Consider the following 17,752-nt stretch of genomic DNA (forward strand, 5'->3'; position numbering starts at 1 on the left):
TATTAATGAGTTATCCTTAAGCTTCTTTTACAGTTACAAGGTGAGAAACTTTGTTGATCATACCAAGAATAGCAGGAGTTTCTTCCTTAACTACAGTTGAATTCAACTTTTTAAGACCTAAAGCTTCTACCGTCGCACGTTGATCTTGTGGACGACCAATTACACTACGAGTGAGGGTAATTTCTAACTTTTTCGCCATTTGTTTTCCCTCCTTAACCTAGTAGCTCTTCTACAGATTTACCGCGTAATTTTGCAACATCTTCAGCGCGCTTAAGTTCGCTTAATCCGTTCACAGTAGCGCGAATCATGTTGATTGGTGTGTTAGAACCAAGAGATTTCGAAAGAATATCTTGTACACCTGCTAATTCAAGGACCGCACGAACAGGTCCACCAGCAATAACACCAGTACCCTCAGCAGCAGGCTTTAAGAATACTTCACCAGCGCCAAAATGACCGTTGATTGTGTGTGGAATTGTTGTACCAACTAATGGTACAGCGATTAAGTTTTTCTTAGCGTCTTCGATAGCTTTGCGGATTGCGTCTGGTACCTCTTGTGCTTTACCAGTACCGAATCCAACATGACCGTTTTTATCGCCAACTACAACTAGTGCAGCAAAGCGGAAACGACGACCACCCTTAACAACTTTCGCGACACGATTTATCGTAACTACACGTTCTTCAAGTTCTAATTTACTTGGGTCAATGCGATGCATCAATTTTCCCTCCTTTGACCATTAAAATTGTAATCCAGCCTCACGAGCAGCTTCAGCTAGAGCTTTAACACGGCCATGGTATAAGTAACCACCGCGATCAAATACTACTTCTTTAACGCCTTTCTCTACAGCACGCTTAGCAACTGATTCTCCAACTTTCGTAGCAGCTTCAATATTGCTAGTACCGTTAAGAGCAAGGTCTTTATCAAGAGTAGATGCACTTACTAACGTTACACCATTTACATCATCAATAACTTGAGCGTAAATATGTTGGTTAGAACGGAACACGTTTAAACGTGGACGTTCTGCAGTACCAGTAAGCTTAGCACGTACACGCGCATGTCTTTTCTTACGAGTCGCATTTTTATCAGCTTTAGTGATCATTCTTGTCACTCCTTTCTCTCACCTAACGGGTTTACTTAGCAGTTTTACCTTCTTTACGACGAACAACTTCGCCTTCGTAACGAATACCTTTACCTTTGTAAGGTTCAGGAGCACGTACAGCACGGATGTTAGCAGCAAATTCGCCAACACGTTGCTTGTCGATACCTTTGATTACGATCTTAGTTGGTGCAGGTACTTCAACTTCAAGACCTGCTTCCGGAGTCATTTCTACTGGATGAGAATAACCTACGCTTAATACAAGTTTATCACCTTGTTTTTGAGCACGGTAACCAACACCGACTAATTCAAGTCCGCGTGCGAAACCTTCAGTTACACCTTCAACCATGTTTCCGATTAAAGCACGAGTTGTACCGTGTAATGCACGGTGTTCCTTCTGTTCAGATGGACGCTCAACTGTTAATGTATTCTCTTCAATTTTGATAAGCATATCAGCATTGAAAGTACGAGTTAATTCACCTTTAGGGCCTTTTACTGTTACAGTATTGTCTTCTGCAACTGTAATAGTAACACCTGCAGGGATTTCAAGAATCTTTTTACCAATACGAGACATGTGGTCACACCTCCGTTCGTTTTAAATATATATTACCAAACGTATGCTACTACTTCTCCACCAGTTTGTAATTGACGAGCGTCTTTGTCTGTCATTACTCCCTTAGATGTAGAAACAAGAGCGATACCTAATCCGTTAAGTACACGTGGTACTTCGTCAGCTTTAGCGTAAACGCGTAAGCCAGGTTTACTGATACGTTTTAATCCAGTGATTACACGTTCATTGTTTGCACCATATTTCAGGAAAATACGAAGGATACCTTGTTTGTTATCCTCGATGTATTCTACATCACGAATGAAACCTTCACGTTTTAAAAGTTCAGCGATCTCTTTTTTGATTTTAGAAGCAGGAACCTCTAATTTCTCATGACGTACCATGTTCGCATTACGGATGCGAGTAAGCATGTCTGCAATTGGATCTGTCATCACCATGTGTTTTACCTCCTTCCCATTTGTGGGTTTTACCAACTAGCTTTTTTAACACCAGGAATTTGACCTTTATATGCAAGTTCACGGAAACAAATACGGCAAAGTTTAAATTTGCGGTATACAGAATGCGGACGACCGCAGCGTTCGCAACGTGTATACTCTTGTACTTTAAACTTAGGAGTACGCTTTTGTTTCGCTATCATAGATTTTTTAGCCACGTTTTCGCCTCCTCTACTTAGCGTTGGCTTCCATTATTTTTGGAATGGCATACCGAATTGTGTTAAAAGTTCACGAGCTTCTTCATCAGTTTTCGCTGTAGTAACGATTACGATGTCCATACCGCGGACTTTGCTTACTTTATCATAATCAATCTCAGGGAAAATAAGTTGCTCTTTAACACCTAATGTATAGTTTCCACGACCATCGAATGATTTCTTAGAAACACCACGGAAATCACGTACACGTGGTAAAGAAACTGATACTAATTTGTCGAAGAACTCATACATTTGCTCGCCGCGTAAAGTTACTTTCGCACCGATTGGCATACCTTCACGAAGACGGAAACCAGCGATTGATTTTTTAGCACGAGTTACAACAGGTTTTTGACCTGTGATTTGTGTTAATTCTTCTACTGCGTTGTCTAACGCTTTTGAGTTAGATACCGCGTCACCAACACCAGTGTTGATTACGATCTTTTCGATTTTTGGTACCTGCATTACAGATTTATAGTTAAACTTGCTCACTAGAGCAGGAGTAATTTCCTTTTGGAACTTCTCTTTAAGGCGATTCAATGAAGTGACCTCCTTTCTTAAGAAAATTATTTATCTAATAATTCACCAGATTTTTTTGCAATACGAACTTTTTTACCATCTTCTACTTTGAAGCCTACGCGAGTAGGTTCACCTGTTTTCGGATCTAAAATCATAACGTTAGAAACGTGAATAGGTGCTTCTTTAGTAATAATTCCACCTTGTGGATTTAATTGAGATGGCTTAGAGTGCTTCTTAACGATATTGACACCCTCAACGATAACACGGTTTTGCTTTGGGAAAGCCACAAGGATAACGCCTTGTTTTCCTTTGTCTTTACCAGTGATTACCTGTACTTTATCACCTTTTTTTACATGCATCTTAATTCTGCACCTCCTTAGCAAGGCAATACCTTAAATTATAGAACTTCTGGAGCTAAAGAAACGATCTTCATGAAGTTGCTATCACGTAATTCACGAGCTACTGGTCCGAAGATACGAGTACCACGTGGGCTCTTATCGTCTTTAATGATAACCGCTGCGTTTTCATCAAATTTGATGTAAGAACCATCCGGACGACGAGCACCGCTCTTCGTACGTACTACTACTGCTTTAACAACGTCACCTTTTTTAACAACGCCACCTGGTGTTGCTTGTTTTACCGTAGCAACGATAATGTCACCAATGTTAGCATATTTACGACCAGAGCCGCCTAATACTTTAATTGTTAAAAGTTCACGTGCACCAGAGTTGTCAGCAACTTTCAAACGAGATTCTTGTTGGATCATGTTATGAAACCTCCCTTCGGACTAAAAATTCCGATTCGTCTATTTAGATAATAACCGCTTCTTCAACGATTTCAACTAAACGGAAACGCTTAGTAGCAGAAAGCGGGCGAGTTTCCATGATTTTTACGATATCGCCAAGTTTCGCTTGGTTTTGCTCATCATGGGCTTTGTACTTCTTAGAATACTTAACACGTTTTCCGTACAAGGAATGAGTTTTGTAAGTTTCAACTAAAACTGTAATCGTTTTGTCCATTTTGTCAGACACTACACGACCAGTATAAACTTTGCGTTGGTTACGTTCGCTCACTATGCAAACCTCCCCTCAATTTATCGATTAATTCCGATCTCTCTTTCACGAACTACAGTTTTCATACGAGCAATTGCCTTACGCACTTCACGAATGCGAGTTGGATTCTCTAATTGTCCTGTAGCAAGTTGGAAGCGAAGATTAAACAACTCTTCCTTTAAAGCTTTAACTTTTGTTTCGATTTCGGCAGTGGTTAATTCACGAATATCATTAGTTTTCATTAGATTCACCACCATTTTCTTCACGTTTTACGAATTTACATTTCACAGGTAACTTGTGAGCTGCAAGACGTAATGCTTCGCGTGCTACCTCTTCAGATACACCCGCGATTTCGAACATAATTTTCCCAGGTTTTACTACTGCTACCCAGCCTTCTGGTGCCCCTTTACCGGAACCCATACGTACTTCTAGAGGTTTTGCAGTGTAAGGTTTAGAAGGGAAAATTTTAATCCATACTTTACCGCCACGTTTCATGTAACGAGTCATTGCACGACGAGCAGCTTCGATTTGACGGTTTGTAATCCATGAAGCAGCTTGTGCTTGTAAACCGAATTCACCGAAAGCTACTTCAGTTCCACCTTTAGCACGACCACGCATTTTACCACGATGCTCTCTACGATATTTTACGCGTTTTGGCATTAACATATTATTTTCCTCCTTCCTCAGAAGCTTTCTTTTTTGTAGGAAGGACTTCTCCACGGTAGATCCATACTTTTACGCCTAATTTACCGTATGTTGTATCAGCTTCAACTGCTGCATAGTCAATATCAGCGCGAAGTGTATGAAGTGGAACAGTTCCTTCACTGTAAGATTCTGCACGAGCGATATCAGCTCCGCCAAGACGACCAGAAACCTGTGTTTTAATACCTTTAGCACCTGCACGCATAGCACGTTGAATAACTTGCTTTTGTGCACGACGGAATGATACACGGTTTTCTAATTGACGAGCGATGTTTTCGCCTACTAATTTAGCGTTAAGATCAGCTCTCTTAACTTCTAAAATGTTGATGTGTACACGCTTGCCTGTTAATTGGTTAAGAGCTTTACGAAGTGCTTCAACTTCAGTACCACCTTTACCAATTACCATACCAGGTTTTGCAGTGTGAATTGTAACATTTACACGATTTGCTGCACGTTCGATTTCTACTTTAGCAACAGCAGAATCTTTTAAGCGTACATTAATGTACTCACGGATTTTGATGTCTTCATGTAATAATGTAGCGTAATCTTTCTCAGCGAACCAACGAGATTCCCAGTCACGGATAACGCCGACACGAAGACCAATTGGATTAACCTTTTGACCCATCGATTATCCCTCCTTCTTTTCTGATACCACAACTGTGATGTGGCTTGTGCGTTTGTTAATTTGGCTTGCACGACCCATTGCACGTGGACGGAAACGTTTTAACGTTGGACCTTCGTCAACGAAAACTTTCTCAACAACTAGGCTGTTGATGTCCATTTCATAATTGTGCTCTGCATTTGCGATTGCAGATTTTAAAACTTTTTCTACAACTGGAGAAGCAGTTTTTGGTGTGTGGTTAAGGATAGCAATCGCTTCACCCACTTGCTTACCTCGGATTAAGTCTACAACTAAACGAACTTTACGAGGAGCAATACGAACTGTTCTCGCTACTGCTTTAGCTTGCATTGAAGTGCCTCCTCTCATTATCTTCTAGTTTTCTTATCGTCAGCATCATGACCTTTATACGTACGAGTTGGTGCGAATTCACCTAACTTGTGGCCTACCATGTCTTCAGTAACATATACAGGTACATGTTTACGACCGTCATATACAGCGATTGTGTGACCGATGAACTGAGGGAAGATCGTTGAACGACGAGACCAAGTTTTAACAACTTGCTTTTGCTCAGTTTCATTTAGCTTTGCAATTTTACTCATTAAATGATCATCGACAAATGGTCCTTTTTTCAAGCTACGAGCCATTTTGGTGCCTCCCTTCGTGATTGCCGTACGGTTCTTAAAGTGAACCGTACTACAATCCCATTATTTTTTACGACGACGAACGATGAATTTGTCAGACGCTTTATTTTTCTTACGAGTTTTGAATCCAAGAGTTGGTTTACCCCATGGAGACATTGGAGACTTACGTCCGATTGGTGAACGTCCTTCACCACCACCGTGTGGGTGATCAACTGGGTTCATTACAGAACCACGAACAGTTGGGCGCTTACCTAACCAGCGAGAGCGACCAGCTTTACCGATCTTGATAAGTTCGTGTGACTCGTTACCAACTTGACCTACAGTTGCACGACAAGCAGATAATACAAGACGCACTTCACCAGAAGTTAAACGTACAAGAACGTATTTACCTTCTTTACCAAGTACTTGTGCAGATGTACCAGCAGAACGAACTAATTGTCCACCACGACCTGGTTTAAGCTCGATGTTATGAACAACAGTACCTACTGGAATGTTGATTAATGGTAATGCGTTACCGATTTTAATGTCAGCTTCAGCGCCAGACATAATTTCCATACCTACTTCTAAGTTCTTAGGAGCAAGAATGTAACGTTTTTCACCGTCAACGTAGTTAATTAATGCGATATTCGCAGAGCGGTTTGGATCGTATTCGATCGTAGCAACGCGTCCTGGAATTCCATCTTTGTTACGTTTGAAGTCGATGATACGGTATTGACGCTTATGTCCGCCACCTTGATGACGTACAGTGATTTTACCTTGGTTATTACGACCAGCCTTTTTGCTTAAAGGAGCAAGTAAAGACTTTTCGGGTCTGTCAGTCGTGATTTCAGCGAAATCATTCGTAGTCATGTTACGACGACCGTTAGTAGTTGGATTATACTTTTTAATTCCCATCTCAATTTCCCTCCTTCTTTAGTAAGAATTAAACGCCTTGGAAGATTTCGATTTCTTTGCTGTCAGCAGTTAGCTTAACGATTGCTTTACGACGACGGCTAGTAAAACCAGCGTGACGACCAACGCGTTTTGCTTTCGGCTTGTAGTTCATGATGTTCACTTTTTCTACTTTAACACCAAAGATCGCTTCTAGAGCATCTTTAACTTCTGTTTTATTAGATTTAACGTCCACATCGAACGTGTATTTTTTTTCAGCCATCATTTCCATAGAACGTTCAGTGATAACTGGGCGCTTAATGATATCACGAGGATCTCTCATTATGCAAGCACCTCCTCTACTTTTTCCACTGCCGCTTTTGTCATGATTAGCTTATCATGATGAAGCACGTCTAAAACGTTTACGCCATCAGCAGTGATTACTGTTACTCCAGGGATATTGCGAGCAGATAACTCTACAGATTCGTTTGCATCAGCAGTTACGATAAGAGCTTTCTTCTCAACAGTTAATCCTTTAAGTACTGCTAGCATATCTTTTGTTTTTGGTGCATTTAACACTAGGTCTTCAAGAACTACAATGTTGTTCTCAACTACTTTAGTAGCTAATGCAGATTTGATTGCTAAACGACGAACTTTCTTAGGAAGTTTGTACGCATAGCTTCTTGGTGTAGGTCCGAATACCGTACCACCACCACGCCATTGAGGAGAGCGGATAGACCCTTGACGAGCACGTCCAGTTCCTTTTTGACGCCATGGTTTACGACCACCACCGCGAACTTCAGAGCGAGTTTTTACTTTGTGTGTACCTTGACGTAAAGATGCACGTTGCATCATTACAGCTTCGAAAAGTACAGCTTCATTTGGTTCGATACCGAAAATAGCTTCAGCTAATTCGATTTCACCAACCTGTGAACCAGTTTGGTTATATACAGTAACTTTTGGCATTGGAATTCCTCCTTCCTATTGTGAATTATTTGCTAACCTTCACAGCGCCTTGAACAACTACAAGAGATTTCTTAGCACCTGGAACGTTACCTTTTACTAGTAATAAGTTGCGCTCAGTGTCAACTTGAACGATTTCTAAGTTTTGGATAGTAACTTGGTCTCCACCCATACGTCCAGCAAGTTTTTTGCCTTTGAATACACGGTTCGGAGCAACTGGGCCCATTGAACCTGGACGACGGTGATAGCGAGAACCATGAGACATAGGTCCGCGAGATTGTCCGTGGCGTTTGATAACACCTTGGAAACCTTTACCTTTAGAAATTCCTGTTACATCAACGATTTCACCTGTAGCGAATACGTCAACTTTTACCTCTTGACCAACCTCTAATCCGTCCACGTCTGCATCGCGGATTTCGCGAATGAAGCGCTTAGGAGTTGTAGATGCTTTAGCAGTGTGGCCTTGTTCAGGTTTGTTAGTTAACTTTTCACGCTTATCTTCAAATCCTAACTGAATTGCGTTGTAGCCATCAGTTTCAGTTGTTTTCTTTTGAAGAACAACGTTTGGATTAGCAGCGATAACTGTTACTGGGATTAACTCACCGTTCTCAGCAAATACTTGAGTCATACCGATCTTTCTTCCTAAGATTCCTTTGGTCATGAGTTACACCTCCTACATTTTTAAGTTATATAAATTATAGTTTGATTTCGATATCTACACCAGATGGTAAGTCTAAACGCATTAATGAATCTACTGTTTGTGGAGTAGGACTCACGATGTCGATTAGACGTTTGTGCGTGCGCATTTCGAATTGCTCACGAGAATCTTTGTACTTATGAACAGCACGAAGAATTGTGTAAACAGTTTTTTCAGTTGGTAATGGGATCGGACCAGAAACTGTTGCCCCAGAACGCTTAGCTGTTTCTACAATTTTCTCAGCTGACTGATCAAGAATACGGTGATCGTAAGCTTTTAAACGGATACGAATTTTTTCTTTTGCCATTATTTTCCCTCCTTCGTTCGCCTATTTCTAAAATAGACCTTCTCCATGGAAATTTCCCCACACCATGCCATGGCAAAGCGGCCGGGTGTGTCAGCAACCTTCCACTTCATCGCAGTCAAAGACCAACATTGTCTATTATACAATGTTATTCGTCTAGATGCAAGCATCTTTTTGTTTGCATCTGCTTTTCTCTACTTTTGCTATTATACATGGCACTTTAAAGAATTTCAAGTTTTCATCTAGCAGAATTCATTTTACAGTTTCTGGGTTTAGGTTTTAGTGATTTCACATTACTATAGAAGAAACTCGTCAAAACATGAAATAATCATTTTGTTTATTATATAAATGCAAACAAAAACCCCAAGGGAAAATCCCTCGGGGTTTTTTATATCAGTTAAGATTACTCAACGATAGTAGCAACTACACCGTAACCTACTGTACGTCCACCTTCACGAATAGAGAATTTAGTTCCCTCTTCGATAGCGATTGGAGCGATAAGTTCGATAGTCATTTCGATGTTGTCACCAGGCATTACCATTTCAGTACCTTCTGGTAATTGGATGATACCAGTTACGTCAGTTGTACGGAAGTAGAACTGAGGACGGTAGTTAGCGAAGAATGGAGTGTGACGTCCACCTTCTTCTTTAGATAATACGAAAACTTCAGCTTTGAATTTAGCGTGAGCTTTTACAGAACCGCTTTTTGCAAGTACTTGTCCACGTTGGATGTCTTCACGAGCAACCCCACGAAGTAAAGCACCGATGTTGTCTCCAGCTTGAGCTTGGTCAAGAAGTTTACGGAACATCTCTACACCAGTTACAGTTGTAGAAGCATTTTCTTCAGCAAGACCGATGATTTCTACTACGTCACCAACTTTAACGATACCGCGCTCAACACGACCAGTAGCAACTGTACCACGACCTGTGATAGAGAATACGTCCTCTACAGGCATTAAGAATGGTTTGTCAGTTTCACGTTCTGGAGTTGGGATGTAAGCATCAACTTCAGCCATTAATTCAATGATTTTTGCTTCCCAATCAGCTTCTCCTTGAAGAGCTTTAAGAGCAGAACCTTTGATTACAGGAATGTCGTCGCCTGGGAATCCGTATTCAGATAATAGGTCGCGAACTTCCATTTCTACTAATTCTAATAATTCTTCGTCGTCTACCATGTCGCATTTGTTTAAGAATACAACGATGTAAGGTACACCTACTTGACGAGAAAGAAGGATGTGCTCACGAGTTTGAGGCATTGGGCCATCAGCAGCAGATACTACTAAGATACCGCCGTCCATTTGAGCAGCACCAGTGATCATGTTTTTAACATAGTCAGCGTGACCTGGGCAGTCAACGTGTGCATAGTGACGAGTTTCAGTTTCGTACTCAACGTGTGCAGTTGAGATTGTGATACCGCGCTCTCTTTCTTCTGGAGCAGCATCGATTTGATCGTATCCGCGTGCTTCAGCACCACCAGCTTTTGCAAGTACTGTAGTGATCGCAGCAGTTAATGTAGTTTTACCATGGTCAACGTGGCCGATTGTACCGATGTTAACATGGGGTTTAGAACGTTCGAATTTAGCTTTAGCCATTCTAAATTCCTCCTTAGTTTATATAGGTTATTTTATATTTAGGCTAGAAAGTGAAACTTGCGTCCCACTTTCTAAGCTTACATAAGTAGTTATACGTGAAGAATCGATAAAAATCAATTATTCACCTTTATTTTTTTTGATAATTTCTTCAGAAACAGACTTTGGTACTTCTTCATAGTGGTCAAACACCATAGAGAATGTTCCGCGTCCTTGAGTGTTAGAACGTAATGACGTTGCATAACCGAACATTTCAGAAAGTGGAACCATAGCGCGAACAACTTGAGCGTTACCGCGAGCTTCCATACCTTCTACACGTCCACGACGAGATGTTACGTCACCCATAATGTCACCCATGTACTCTTCAGGAATTACAACTTCAACTTTCATCATTGGCTCAAGAATTACTGGGTTACATTTAGAAACCGCAGCTTTAAGTGCCATAGATGCAGCGATTTTGAACGCCATCTCAGATGAATCGACATCATGGTAAGATCCGTCAACTAATGCAGCTTTAATGTCTACTACTGGATATCCAGCAAGTACACCATTTTTAAGTGCATCTTCAAGACCTGCGCCTACAGCTGGGATGTATTCACGTGGAACAACACCACCGACGATCTTGTTTTCGAATTCGAATCCTTTACCTTCTTCGTTAGGTTCAAACTCAATCCAAACGTGACCGAATTGTCCACGACCACCAGATTGACGAGCGAACTTACCTTCAACTTTCGCAGCAGCGCGGAAAGTTTCACGGTATGCTACCTGAGGAGCACCAACGTTTGCTTCAACTTTGAATTCACGGCGCATACGGTCAACGATGATATCAAGGTGAAGTTCACCCATACCAGCGATGATTGTTTGGCCAGTTTCTTGGTCAGTGTGAGCACGGAATGTTGGATCTTCTTCAGAAAGCTTAGATAATGCTGTACCCATTTTATCTTGGTCAGCTTTTGATTTTGGTTCGATAGCTACAGAGATAACTGGCTCTGGGAATTCCATAGACTCAAGGATAACAAGACTCTTCTCGTCACAAAGAGTATCACCAGTAGTAGTATCTTTTAAACCTACAGCAGCAGCGATATCACCAGCGTAAACTGTTGAAATCTCTTCACGGCTGTTAGCGTGCATTTGTAGGATACGACCTACACGCTCACGCTTACCTTTAGTTGAGTTTTTCACGTATGATCCAGAGTTTAACACACCAGAGTACACACGGAAGAACGTTAACTTACCAACATAAGGGTCAGTCATGATTTTGAATGCTAGTGCTGAGAAAGGCTCTTCATCGCTAGACTTACGTTCTACTTCTTCATCTGTATCCGGAAGAGTACCTTTGATTGCAGGTACATCTAATGGAGATGGTAGGTAGTCGATAACTGCGTCTAACAGAATTTGAACACCTTTGTTTTTGAATGCAGAACCACAGATTACTGGGAAGAATTCTACAGAAGTTGTAGCCTTACGGATACCAGCTTTAAGCTCTTCTACAGTGATTTCTTCACCTTCTAGGTACTTCATCATCATTTCTTCATCAAGCTCAGCTACCGCTTCAATAAGTTTTCCACGGTATTCTTCAGCTAGTTCTTTATGCTCTTCAGGAATTTCAACACGTTGAATGTCTGTTCCTAAATCGTTACCGTACATGTAAGCACATTCTTCAACAAGGTCAATGATACCATTGAACTCATCTTCAGCACCGATTGGTAACTGAATTGGGTGTGCGTTTGCTTGTAAACGATCGTGGATTGTTCCTACAGAGTATAAGAAGTCTGCACCGATTTTATCCATTTTGTTAACGAATACGATACGAGGTACGCCGTAAGTAGTAGCCTGACGCCAAACAGTTTCTGTTTGTGGTTCTACACCAGATTGTGCATCAAGTACTGCTACCGCGCCATCAAGTACGCGTAAAGAACGTTCTACTTCTACTGTGAAATCTACGTGACCTGGAGTGTCAATGATGTTTACACGGTGACCTTTCCATTGTGCTGTAGTTGCAGCAGAAGTAATTGTGATACCACGCTCTTGCTCTTGCTCCATCCAGTCCATCTGAGATGCACCTTCGTGAGTTTCACCGATTTTGTGAATACGTCCTGTGTAGTACAGAATACGCTCAGTAGCTGTTGTTTTACCAGCATCGATGTGAGCCATGATACCAATATTACGAGTGTTTTCTAAAGAGAACTCTCTTGCCATTTGGTGTCTTGCTCCTTCCATATATGGATTGGATTTTTTATTTTAAGTAGCAAAAAAGCCACTTTATATTGTTACACATGTCAGTATGTCCAGTACTCTCATTATGTAAAACGAGCGCCCAACGAAAGGGAGAGGCATTCTCCCTCTCCACACTTCCATAAGCGACAAATAAAGCGGTTTATGCTTACATTTATTTTACGTTGAATCCTACCAACGGTAATGAGCAAATGCTTTGTTAGCTTCTGCCATTTTATGAGTGTCTTCACGTTTCTTAACAGATGCACCAGCGTTGTTAGCTGCATCTAAGATTTCGTTAGCAAGACGCTCTTCCATAGTTTTTTCACCACGAAGACGAGCGTAGTTTACTAACCAACGAAGACCTAAAGTTGTACGGCGTTCTGGACGAACCTCAACTGGAACTTGGTAGTTAGCACCACCAACACGACGAGCGCGTACTTCAAGAACAGGCATAATGTTCTTAAGAGCTTGCTCGAATACTTCCATTGGCTCTTTACCAGTACGTTCGCTTACGATATCGAACGCATTATAAAGAATTGTTTGAGATTTACCTTTTTTACCGTCAACCATCATTTTGTTGATAAGGCGTGTTACTAGTTTCGAATTGTACATTGGATCTGGTAACACGTCACGTTTTGCAACAGGTCCTTTACGAGGCATATTGAGTTCCTCCTTTCATTAAAAAGTTATTATTTCTTAGCCGCTTTTGGCTTTTTAGTACCGTATTTAGAACGGCCTTGCATACGCTTGTCAACACCAGCTGTATCAAGCGCACCACGAACGATGTGGTAACGTACCCCTGGTAAGTCTTTTACACGACCACCGCGAATTAATACTACGCTGTGCTCTTGTAAGTTGTGACCGATACCTGGGATGTATGCTGTTACCTCAATACCATTTGTTAAACGAACACGAGCATATTTACGTAACGCTGAGTTAGGTTTCTTTGGAGTCATTGTACCAACACGAGTACATACACCACGTTTTTGAGGTGCAGAGATATCAGTTGATTTTTTCTTTAAAGAGTTAAAACCTTTGTTTAACGCAGGTGATTTAGATTTCCATACTTTATCAGTACGACCATTTCTCACTAATTGGTTAATAGTAGGCATTTGATTATCCTCCCTTCGCATGTTTGTATGACCACATATCCAGGTGGTTCATTATTAGTTGAAAACAAAGTTTTTGCAAGGGAGAGCAAATGCTCTCTCCTCACAAAAACAGTTTTAACTTATTATTCCTATTGCTGAAGCTCCCACTTGAATCCCCGCAACTTTTCCAAGTTTACGAACTGATTCAACTTTTATTATGGGTATGTTATGTTGCAATGCAGTACGAATGATAACATGGGTTAACCGCATATCAGCATCTTCTGCAATGACAACTTCTTTAACTATACCATTTTTGATTGCTTCCAATGTGCGTTTATGACCAACGACCACATTTTCAGCATTTGACACTTTTTGATAAGACATATAAATATCCTCCAAAGCATCGTTCAGGAGCAACCTTGCTTATAGTAACATTTTGACTCATACAATGTCAACTAGGATTAACTGTTTTTATACAAAATTTACGACGGAAAATTTTACTGTTCCACATAAACTTCATCGTTTTCTACATTCATGTCATCTTGTGTTGTTTTAACAAGATCCACTTTGCGATAACGATTCATACCTGTTCCAGCAGGAACAAGTTTACCGATAATAACATTTTCTTTCAATCCTAGAAGCTCATCACGTTTACCCTTAATCGCTGCATCAGTTAAGACACGAGTTGTTTCTTGGAACGATGCTGCAGATAAGAATGAATCTGTTTCAAGTGAAGCTTTTGTAATACCAAGTAGAACAGGTCTAGCTGTTGCTGGTTGTTTACCTTGTAGTAACACCTTCGCATTCGCATCAGTAAACTGATGGATATCTAGTAATGTTCCTGGTAATACATCTGTTTCACCTGCATCACTTACACGTACTTTACGTAACATTTGGCGTACCATTACTTCTACGTGTTTGTCACCAATTTCTACCCCTTGCATACGGTATACTTTTTGAACTTCACGTAATAAGTATTCTTGAACTGCCGTAATGTCCGTTACTTTTAGTAATTCTTTCGGATCAATAGAACCTTCTGTTAACTCTTTACCGTGGCTAATTTTCTGTCCTGGAATTACTTTCAGACGAGCACCGTAAGGAATAGCATACGTACGAGCTTCAACTTCACCCTGTACAACCACTTCTTGGCGATCTTTAACATCGTTGATCGCTGCGATAACACCGTCGATTTCACTGATAACAGCCTGACCTTTCGGATTACGAGCTTCGAAGATCTCTTGGATACGAGGTAAACCTTGAGTGATATCATCTCCGGCAACCCCACCTGTATGGAACGTACGCATCGTTAACTGTGTACCTGGCTCACCGATAGATTGAGCTGCGATAATACCTACCGCTTCCCCTACCTCTACGTCTGTTCCAGTTGCTAAGTTACGACCGTAACACTTCTTACATACACCGTGGCGAGTGTTACACGTAAACGCTGAACGAATGTTTACAGTTTCAACACCCGAATTTTCAACGATATGAGCGATATCTTCAGTAATTAATTGATTTTCAGCAACTAATACTTCACCTGTTTCAGGATGTTTTACAGTTTTTCTTGCAAAACGTCCAACAAGACGATCATATAGTGACTCAATAACTTCATTACCCTCTTTAATCGCACCAATTAATAAACCGCGATCTGTTCCACAATCATCTTCACGAACGATTACATCTTGTGCAACGTCAACAAGACGACGTGTTAAGTAACCAGAATCGGCAGTTTTCAGTGCTGTATCGGCAAGACCTTTACGCGCACCATGCGTAGAGATGAAGTACTCAAGTACTGTTAAACCTTCACGGAAACTTGATTTGATTGGAAGTTCGATGATACGACCAGATGGATTGGCCATCAGACCACGCATACCAGCAAGCTGAGTAAAGTTCGATGCGTTACCACGGGCACCGGAATCACTCATCATGAAGATTGGGTTGCGTTTATTCAAGGATTTCATCAGTTTTCCTTGGATAACATCTTTTGCATTACTCCAAATAGAGATAACGCGATCGTAACGTTCTTCTTCCGTGATTAAACCGCGACGGAATTGTTTAATTACATTATCTACTTTTGCTTGTGCTTCGTGGAGAATTTCATCTTTTTCACCTAATACAAGAATGTCAGATACCCCAACTGTAATACCAGCTTTTGTAGAGTACTTGAATCCTAAGTTTTTCATACGGTCAAGCATGCGAGACGTTTCTGTAATTTTGAAACGTTTAAACACTTCCGCAATGATGTTACCAAGGATTTTCTTGCTGAATGGCGCCACTTCTTCGCGACTAGCAATAATCTCTTTAATGTTCGCACCTTTTTCAACGAAATATTTCGCTGGTGTTTCTTTTTCAAGGTTTGAATTTGTTGGTTCATTAATATAAGGGAACGACTCTGGTAAGATTTCGTTAAATATTAATTTACCAACTGTTGTTAATAGAAGCATACTCTTTTGCTCTTCAGTAAATGTTGCGTTGTTTACTGCGCTTGCAGCTACTGCAACACGTGTATGAAGATGTACATATCCATTTTGGTATGCAAGTAATGCTTCGTTCGCATCTTTGAAGACCATACCTTCACCGATTGCGCCTTCACGCTCAAGCGTTAAGTAGTAGTTACCTAATACCATATCCTGAGATGGAGTAACAACTGGTTTACCGTCTTTCGGGTTCAAGATGTTTTGTGCCGCTAACATAAGAAGACGAGCTTCTGCTTGTGCTTCTGATGATAAAGGTACGTGAACGGCCATTTGGTCACCGTCAAAGTCCGCGTTGTATGCAGTACATACAAGTGGGTGAAGACGGATTGCGCGACCTTCTACTAATGTAGGTTCAAACGCCTGAATACCAAGACGGTGAAGTGTTGGTGCACGGTTTAGAAGTACTGGATGTTCTTTAATCACAGATTCTAAAACGTCCCAAACTTCAGGTTGTACACGCTCGATTTTACGTTTCGCACTCTTAATGTTGTGTGCTAATCCTTTTTCAACTAACTCTTTCATTACGAAAGGTTTGAACAGTTCAAGCGCCATCTCTTTCGGTAATCCACATTGATACATCTTTAAGTTCGGTCCTACAACGATTACAGAACGACCAGAGTAGTCAACACGTTTACCTAATAAGTTTTGACGGAAACGTCCTTGTTTACCTTTAAGCATGTGAGATAGTGATTTTAATGGACGGTTACCCGGTCCAGTAACTGGACGGCCACGACGACCATTATCGATTAATGCGTCTACAGCTTCTTGTAACATACGTTTTTCGTTTTGAACGATAATGCTTGGTGCACCTAAGTCCAATAGACGTTTTAAACGGTTGTTACGGTTAATTACACGACGGTATAAGTCGTTTAAGTCAGAAGTAGCAAAACGTCCACCATCTAACTGTACCATTGGGCGTAGTTCTGGTGGGATTACTGGTAGAACATCTAAGATCATCCAAGATGGCTCATTTCCAGAGTTACGGAATGCTTCTAATACTTCTAGACGTTTAATAGCACGAGTACGGCGTTGTCCTTGTGCTGTTTTTAATTCTTCTTTTAAGAAGTCTACTTCTTTATCTAAATCGATGTCTTGTAATAGCTTTTTAATCGCTTCTGCACCCATAGCAGCTTGGAATGTGCTACCATATCGATCACGATATGCACGGTATTCTTTTTCAGAAAGTAATTGCTTCTTATCAAGTGGTGTATCTCCACTTTCTGTTACAACATAAGAAGCGAAATAAATTACTTCTTCAAGCGCGCGAGGGGACATGTCTAAGACAAGTCCCATGCGGCTCGGGATACCTTTGAAATACCAAATATGAGATACAGGAGCAGCTAATTCGATATGACCCATACGTTCACGACGCACTTTCGCACGCGTTACTTCAACACCACATCGATCACAAACTACACCTTTATAACGTACACGTTTGTATTTTCCGCAATGACATTCCCAGTCCTTTTGTGGTCCGAAAATACGCTCACAGAACAAGCCATCTTTTTCAGGCTTTAACGTACGATAGTTAATTGTTTCTGGTTTCTTAACTTCACCGTATGACCAAGAACGAATCTTGTCAGGTGAAGCAAGTCCAATCTTCATATATTCAAAGTTATTTACATCTATCAAGGGGCCTACCTCCCTTTTAGTCTACAGGTT

At 40.9% G+C, this 17,752-nt stretch carries 26 protein-coding genes; all 26 read right to left on the reverse strand.

Features of this window, described 5'->3' with window-relative positions; translation table 11 throughout:
- Window positions 1-16 precede the first annotated feature (16 nt).
- On the reverse strand, window positions 17-199 hold the full coding sequence (rpmD, locus tag ACTFRS_RS27625) for a 50S ribosomal protein L30 (RefSeq protein ID WP_001085234.1): 183 nt from the start codon (window positions 197-199) through the stop codon (window positions 17-19).
- A 13-nt stretch (window positions 200-212) separates the two neighbouring features.
- Entirely contained in the window at window positions 213-713 is a 501-nt protein-coding gene (gene rpsE, locus ACTFRS_RS27630; RefSeq protein WP_000554646.1) for a 30S ribosomal protein S5, read from the reverse strand.
- Window positions 714-734: 21 nt separating this feature from the next.
- Window positions 735-1,097: a 50S ribosomal protein L18 gene (gene rplR, locus ACTFRS_RS27635; protein ID WP_000628816.1), complete on the reverse strand. Its 363-nt coding sequence runs from the start codon at window positions 1,095-1,097 to the stop codon at window positions 735-737.
- 31 nt (window positions 1,098-1,128) lie between these two features.
- Window positions 1,129-1,668, reverse strand: coding sequence for a 50S ribosomal protein L6 (gene rplF / locus ACTFRS_RS27640; protein ID WP_000086558.1), 540 nt, complete (start codon window positions 1,666-1,668; stop codon window positions 1,129-1,131).
- Between the two features lie 32 nt (window positions 1,669-1,700).
- Entirely contained in the window at window positions 1,701-2,099 is a 399-nt protein-coding gene (gene rpsH / locus ACTFRS_RS27645; RefSeq protein ID WP_000245511.1) for a 30S ribosomal protein S8, read from the reverse strand.
- A gap of 29 nt (window positions 2,100-2,128) precedes the next feature.
- On the reverse strand, window positions 2,129-2,314 hold the full coding sequence (gene rpsN / locus ACTFRS_RS27650; RefSeq protein ID WP_001085700.1) for a 30S ribosomal protein S14: 186 nt from the start codon (window positions 2,312-2,314) through the stop codon (window positions 2,129-2,131).
- Between the two features lie 33 nt (window positions 2,315-2,347).
- Window positions 2,348-2,887: a 50S ribosomal protein L5 gene (rplE, locus tag ACTFRS_RS27655; protein WP_001080831.1), complete on the reverse strand. Its 540-nt coding sequence runs from the start codon at window positions 2,885-2,887 to the stop codon at window positions 2,348-2,350.
- Window positions 2,888-2,913: 26 nt separating this feature from the next.
- Window positions 2,914-3,225 carry a 50S ribosomal protein L24 gene (rplX, locus tag ACTFRS_RS27660; protein WP_000558200.1) on the reverse strand — a complete coding sequence of 104 codons (312 nt, stop codon included), beginning with the start codon at window positions 3,223-3,225 and terminating at the stop codon, window positions 2,914-2,916.
- Window positions 3,226-3,263: 38 nt separating this feature from the next.
- Window positions 3,264-3,632, reverse strand: coding sequence for a 50S ribosomal protein L14 (gene rplN, locus ACTFRS_RS27665; protein ID WP_000615912.1), 369 nt, complete (start codon window positions 3,630-3,632; stop codon window positions 3,264-3,266).
- Window positions 3,633-3,675: 43 nt separating this feature from the next.
- Complete coding sequence (gene rpsQ / locus ACTFRS_RS27670) at window positions 3,676-3,939, reverse strand: 30S ribosomal protein S17 (RefSeq protein WP_000004106.1); 264 nt, start codon at window positions 3,937-3,939, stop codon at window positions 3,676-3,678.
- A gap of 20 nt (window positions 3,940-3,959) precedes the next feature.
- Window positions 3,960-4,160, reverse strand: coding sequence for a 50S ribosomal protein L29 (rpmC, locus tag ACTFRS_RS27675; RefSeq protein ID WP_000855718.1), 201 nt, complete (start codon window positions 4,158-4,160; stop codon window positions 3,960-3,962).
- Entirely contained in the window at window positions 4,150-4,584 is a 435-nt protein-coding gene (gene rplP, locus ACTFRS_RS27680) for a 50S ribosomal protein L16 (RefSeq protein ID WP_000928971.1), read from the reverse strand. Before rplP ends, rpmC begins: the two co-directional genes overlap by 11 nt.
- 1 nt (window position 4,585) lies before the next feature.
- A complete protein-coding gene (rpsC, locus tag ACTFRS_RS27685) occupies window positions 4,586-5,245 on the reverse strand; it encodes a 30S ribosomal protein S3 (protein ID WP_000529956.1) in 660 nt (219 codons plus the stop codon).
- A gap of 3 nt (window positions 5,246-5,248) precedes the next feature.
- Window positions 5,249-5,590 carry a 50S ribosomal protein L22 gene (rplV, locus tag ACTFRS_RS27690; RefSeq protein WP_001148025.1) on the reverse strand — a complete coding sequence of 114 codons (342 nt, stop codon included), beginning with the start codon at window positions 5,588-5,590 and terminating at the stop codon, window positions 5,249-5,251.
- Window positions 5,591-5,607: 17 nt separating this feature from the next.
- Window positions 5,608-5,886 carry a 30S ribosomal protein S19 gene (gene rpsS / locus ACTFRS_RS27695; RefSeq protein ID WP_000124453.1) on the reverse strand — a complete coding sequence of 93 codons (279 nt, stop codon included), beginning with the start codon at window positions 5,884-5,886 and terminating at the stop codon, window positions 5,608-5,610.
- A gap of 60 nt (window positions 5,887-5,946) precedes the next feature.
- Window positions 5,947-6,777, reverse strand: a complete 831-nt coding sequence (rplB, locus tag ACTFRS_RS27700) for a 50S ribosomal protein L2 (RefSeq protein WP_000511580.1) — start codon at window positions 6,775-6,777, stop codon at window positions 5,947-5,949.
- Window positions 6,778-6,805: 28 nt separating this feature from the next.
- Window positions 6,806-7,096 (reverse strand): 50S ribosomal protein L23, encoded by a 291-nt coding sequence (gene rplW / locus ACTFRS_RS27705; protein ID WP_001205558.1) that lies wholly within the window; start codon window positions 7,094-7,096, stop codon window positions 6,806-6,808.
- Window positions 7,096-7,719 (reverse strand): 50S ribosomal protein L4, encoded by a 624-nt coding sequence (gene rplD / locus ACTFRS_RS27710; protein ID WP_001127258.1) that lies wholly within the window; start codon window positions 7,717-7,719, stop codon window positions 7,096-7,098. The genes rplW and rplD overlap by 1 nt, the downstream gene beginning before the upstream one ends.
- A gap of 25 nt (window positions 7,720-7,744) precedes the next feature.
- On the reverse strand, window positions 7,745-8,377 hold the full coding sequence (gene rplC / locus ACTFRS_RS27715) for a 50S ribosomal protein L3 (RefSeq protein ID WP_000160207.1): 633 nt from the start codon (window positions 8,375-8,377) through the stop codon (window positions 7,745-7,747).
- Window positions 8,378-8,411: 34 nt separating this feature from the next.
- A complete protein-coding gene (rpsJ, locus tag ACTFRS_RS27720; RefSeq protein ID WP_001040596.1) occupies window positions 8,412-8,720 on the reverse strand; it encodes a 30S ribosomal protein S10 in 309 nt (102 codons plus the stop codon).
- A 400-nt stretch (window positions 8,721-9,120) separates the two neighbouring features.
- Window positions 9,121-10,308 (reverse strand): elongation factor Tu, encoded by a 1,188-nt coding sequence (gene tuf, locus ACTFRS_RS27725; protein ID WP_001029614.1) that lies wholly within the window; start codon window positions 10,306-10,308, stop codon window positions 9,121-9,123.
- Between the two features lie 117 nt (window positions 10,309-10,425).
- Window positions 10,426-12,504, reverse strand: a complete 2,079-nt coding sequence (gene fusA, locus ACTFRS_RS27730) for an elongation factor G (RefSeq protein ID WP_000090372.1) — start codon at window positions 12,502-12,504, stop codon at window positions 10,426-10,428.
- A gap of 207 nt (window positions 12,505-12,711) precedes the next feature.
- Window positions 12,712-13,182: a 30S ribosomal protein S7 gene (gene rpsG / locus ACTFRS_RS27735; protein ID WP_001137493.1), complete on the reverse strand. Its 471-nt coding sequence runs from the start codon at window positions 13,180-13,182 to the stop codon at window positions 12,712-12,714.
- Window positions 13,183-13,211: 29 nt separating this feature from the next.
- Complete coding sequence (gene rpsL / locus ACTFRS_RS27740; RefSeq protein WP_001142340.1) at window positions 13,212-13,634, reverse strand: 30S ribosomal protein S12; 423 nt, start codon at window positions 13,632-13,634, stop codon at window positions 13,212-13,214.
- A 114-nt stretch (window positions 13,635-13,748) separates the two neighbouring features.
- Window positions 13,749-13,997 carry a ribosomal L7Ae/L30e/S12e/Gadd45 family protein gene (locus tag ACTFRS_RS27745; protein WP_087951330.1) on the reverse strand — a complete coding sequence of 83 codons (249 nt, stop codon included), beginning with the start codon at window positions 13,995-13,997 and terminating at the stop codon, window positions 13,749-13,751.
- A 113-nt stretch (window positions 13,998-14,110) separates the two neighbouring features.
- Window positions 14,111-17,722, reverse strand: coding sequence for a DNA-directed RNA polymerase subunit beta' (gene rpoC, locus ACTFRS_RS27750; RefSeq protein WP_000567937.1), 3,612 nt, complete (start codon window positions 17,720-17,722; stop codon window positions 14,111-14,113).
- Between the last annotated feature and the right edge of the window lie 30 nt (window positions 17,723-17,752).

Origin of the sequence: Bacillus cereus group sp. MYBK139-1, assembly GCF_051916915.1 — a bacterium.
Lineage (GTDB): Bacteria > Bacillota > Bacilli > Bacillales > Bacillaceae_G > Bacillus_A > Bacillus_A pacificus.

What these genes read in the sequence shown, in the direction of transcription:
- rpmD (WP_001085234.1), bottom strand. Translation starts at nt 199, where the DNA reads ATGGCGAAAAAGTTAGAAATTACCCTCACTCGTAGTGTAATTGGTCGT.
- rpsE (WP_000554646.1), bottom strand. Translation starts at nt 713, where the DNA reads ATGCATCGCATTGACCCAAGTAAATTAGAACTTGAAGAACGTGTAGTT.
- rplR (WP_000628816.1), bottom strand. Translation starts at nt 1,097, where the DNA reads ATGATCACTAAAGCTGATAAAAATGCGACTCGTAAGAAAAGACATGCG.
- rplF (WP_000086558.1), bottom strand. Translation starts at nt 1,668, where the DNA reads ATGTCTCGTATTGGTAAAAAGATTCTTGAAATCCCTGCAGGTGTTACT.
- rpsH (WP_000245511.1), bottom strand. Translation starts at nt 2,099, where the DNA reads ATGGTGATGACAGATCCAATTGCAGACATGCTTACTCGCATCCGTAAT.
- rplX (WP_000558200.1), bottom strand. Translation starts at nt 3,225, where the DNA reads ATGCATGTAAAAAAAGGTGATAAAGTACAGGTAATCACTGGTAAAGAC.
- rplN (WP_000615912.1), bottom strand. Translation starts at nt 3,632, where the DNA reads ATGATCCAACAAGAATCTCGTTTGAAAGTTGCTGACAACTCTGGTGCA.
- rpmC (WP_000855718.1), bottom strand. Translation starts at nt 4,160, where the DNA reads ATGAAAACTAATGATATTCGTGAATTAACCACTGCCGAAATCGAAACA.
- rplP (WP_000928971.1), bottom strand. Translation starts at nt 4,584, where the DNA reads ATGTTAATGCCAAAACGCGTAAAATATCGTAGAGAGCATCGTGGTAAA.
- rpsC (WP_000529956.1), bottom strand. Translation starts at nt 5,245, where the DNA reads ATGGGTCAAAAGGTTAATCCAATTGGTCTTCGTGTCGGCGTTATCCGT.
- rplV (WP_001148025.1), bottom strand. Translation starts at nt 5,590, where the DNA reads ATGCAAGCTAAAGCAGTAGCGAGAACAGTTCGTATTGCTCCTCGTAAA.
- rpsS (WP_000124453.1), bottom strand. Translation starts at nt 5,886, where the DNA reads ATGGCTCGTAGCTTGAAAAAAGGACCATTTGTCGATGATCATTTAATG.
- rplB (WP_000511580.1), bottom strand. Translation starts at nt 6,777, where the DNA reads ATGGGAATTAAAAAGTATAATCCAACTACTAACGGTCGTCGTAACATG.
- rplW (WP_001205558.1), bottom strand. Translation starts at nt 7,096, where the DNA reads ATGAGAGATCCTCGTGATATCATTAAGCGCCCAGTTATCACTGAACGT.
- rplD (WP_001127258.1), bottom strand. Translation starts at nt 7,719, where the DNA reads ATGCCAAAAGTTACTGTATATAACCAAACTGGTTCACAGGTTGGTGAA.
- rplC (WP_000160207.1), bottom strand. Translation starts at nt 8,377, where the DNA reads ATGACCAAAGGAATCTTAGGAAGAAAGATCGGTATGACTCAAGTATTT.
- rpsJ (WP_001040596.1), bottom strand. Translation starts at nt 8,720, where the DNA reads ATGGCAAAAGAAAAAATTCGTATCCGTTTAAAAGCTTACGATCACCGT.
- tuf (WP_001029614.1), bottom strand. Translation starts at nt 10,308, where the DNA reads ATGGCTAAAGCTAAATTCGAACGTTCTAAACCCCATGTTAACATCGGT.
- fusA (WP_000090372.1), bottom strand. Translation starts at nt 12,504, where the DNA reads ATGGCAAGAGAGTTCTCTTTAGAAAACACTCGTAATATTGGTATCATG.
- rpsG (WP_001137493.1), bottom strand. Translation starts at nt 13,182, where the DNA reads ATGCCTCGTAAAGGACCTGTTGCAAAACGTGACGTGTTACCAGATCCA.
- rpsL (WP_001142340.1), bottom strand. Translation starts at nt 13,634, where the DNA reads ATGCCTACTATTAACCAATTAGTGAGAAATGGTCGTACTGATAAAGTA.
- ACTFRS_RS27745 (WP_087951330.1), bottom strand. Translation starts at nt 13,997, where the DNA reads ATGTCTTATCAAAAAGTGTCAAATGCTGAAAATGTGGTCGTTGGTCAT.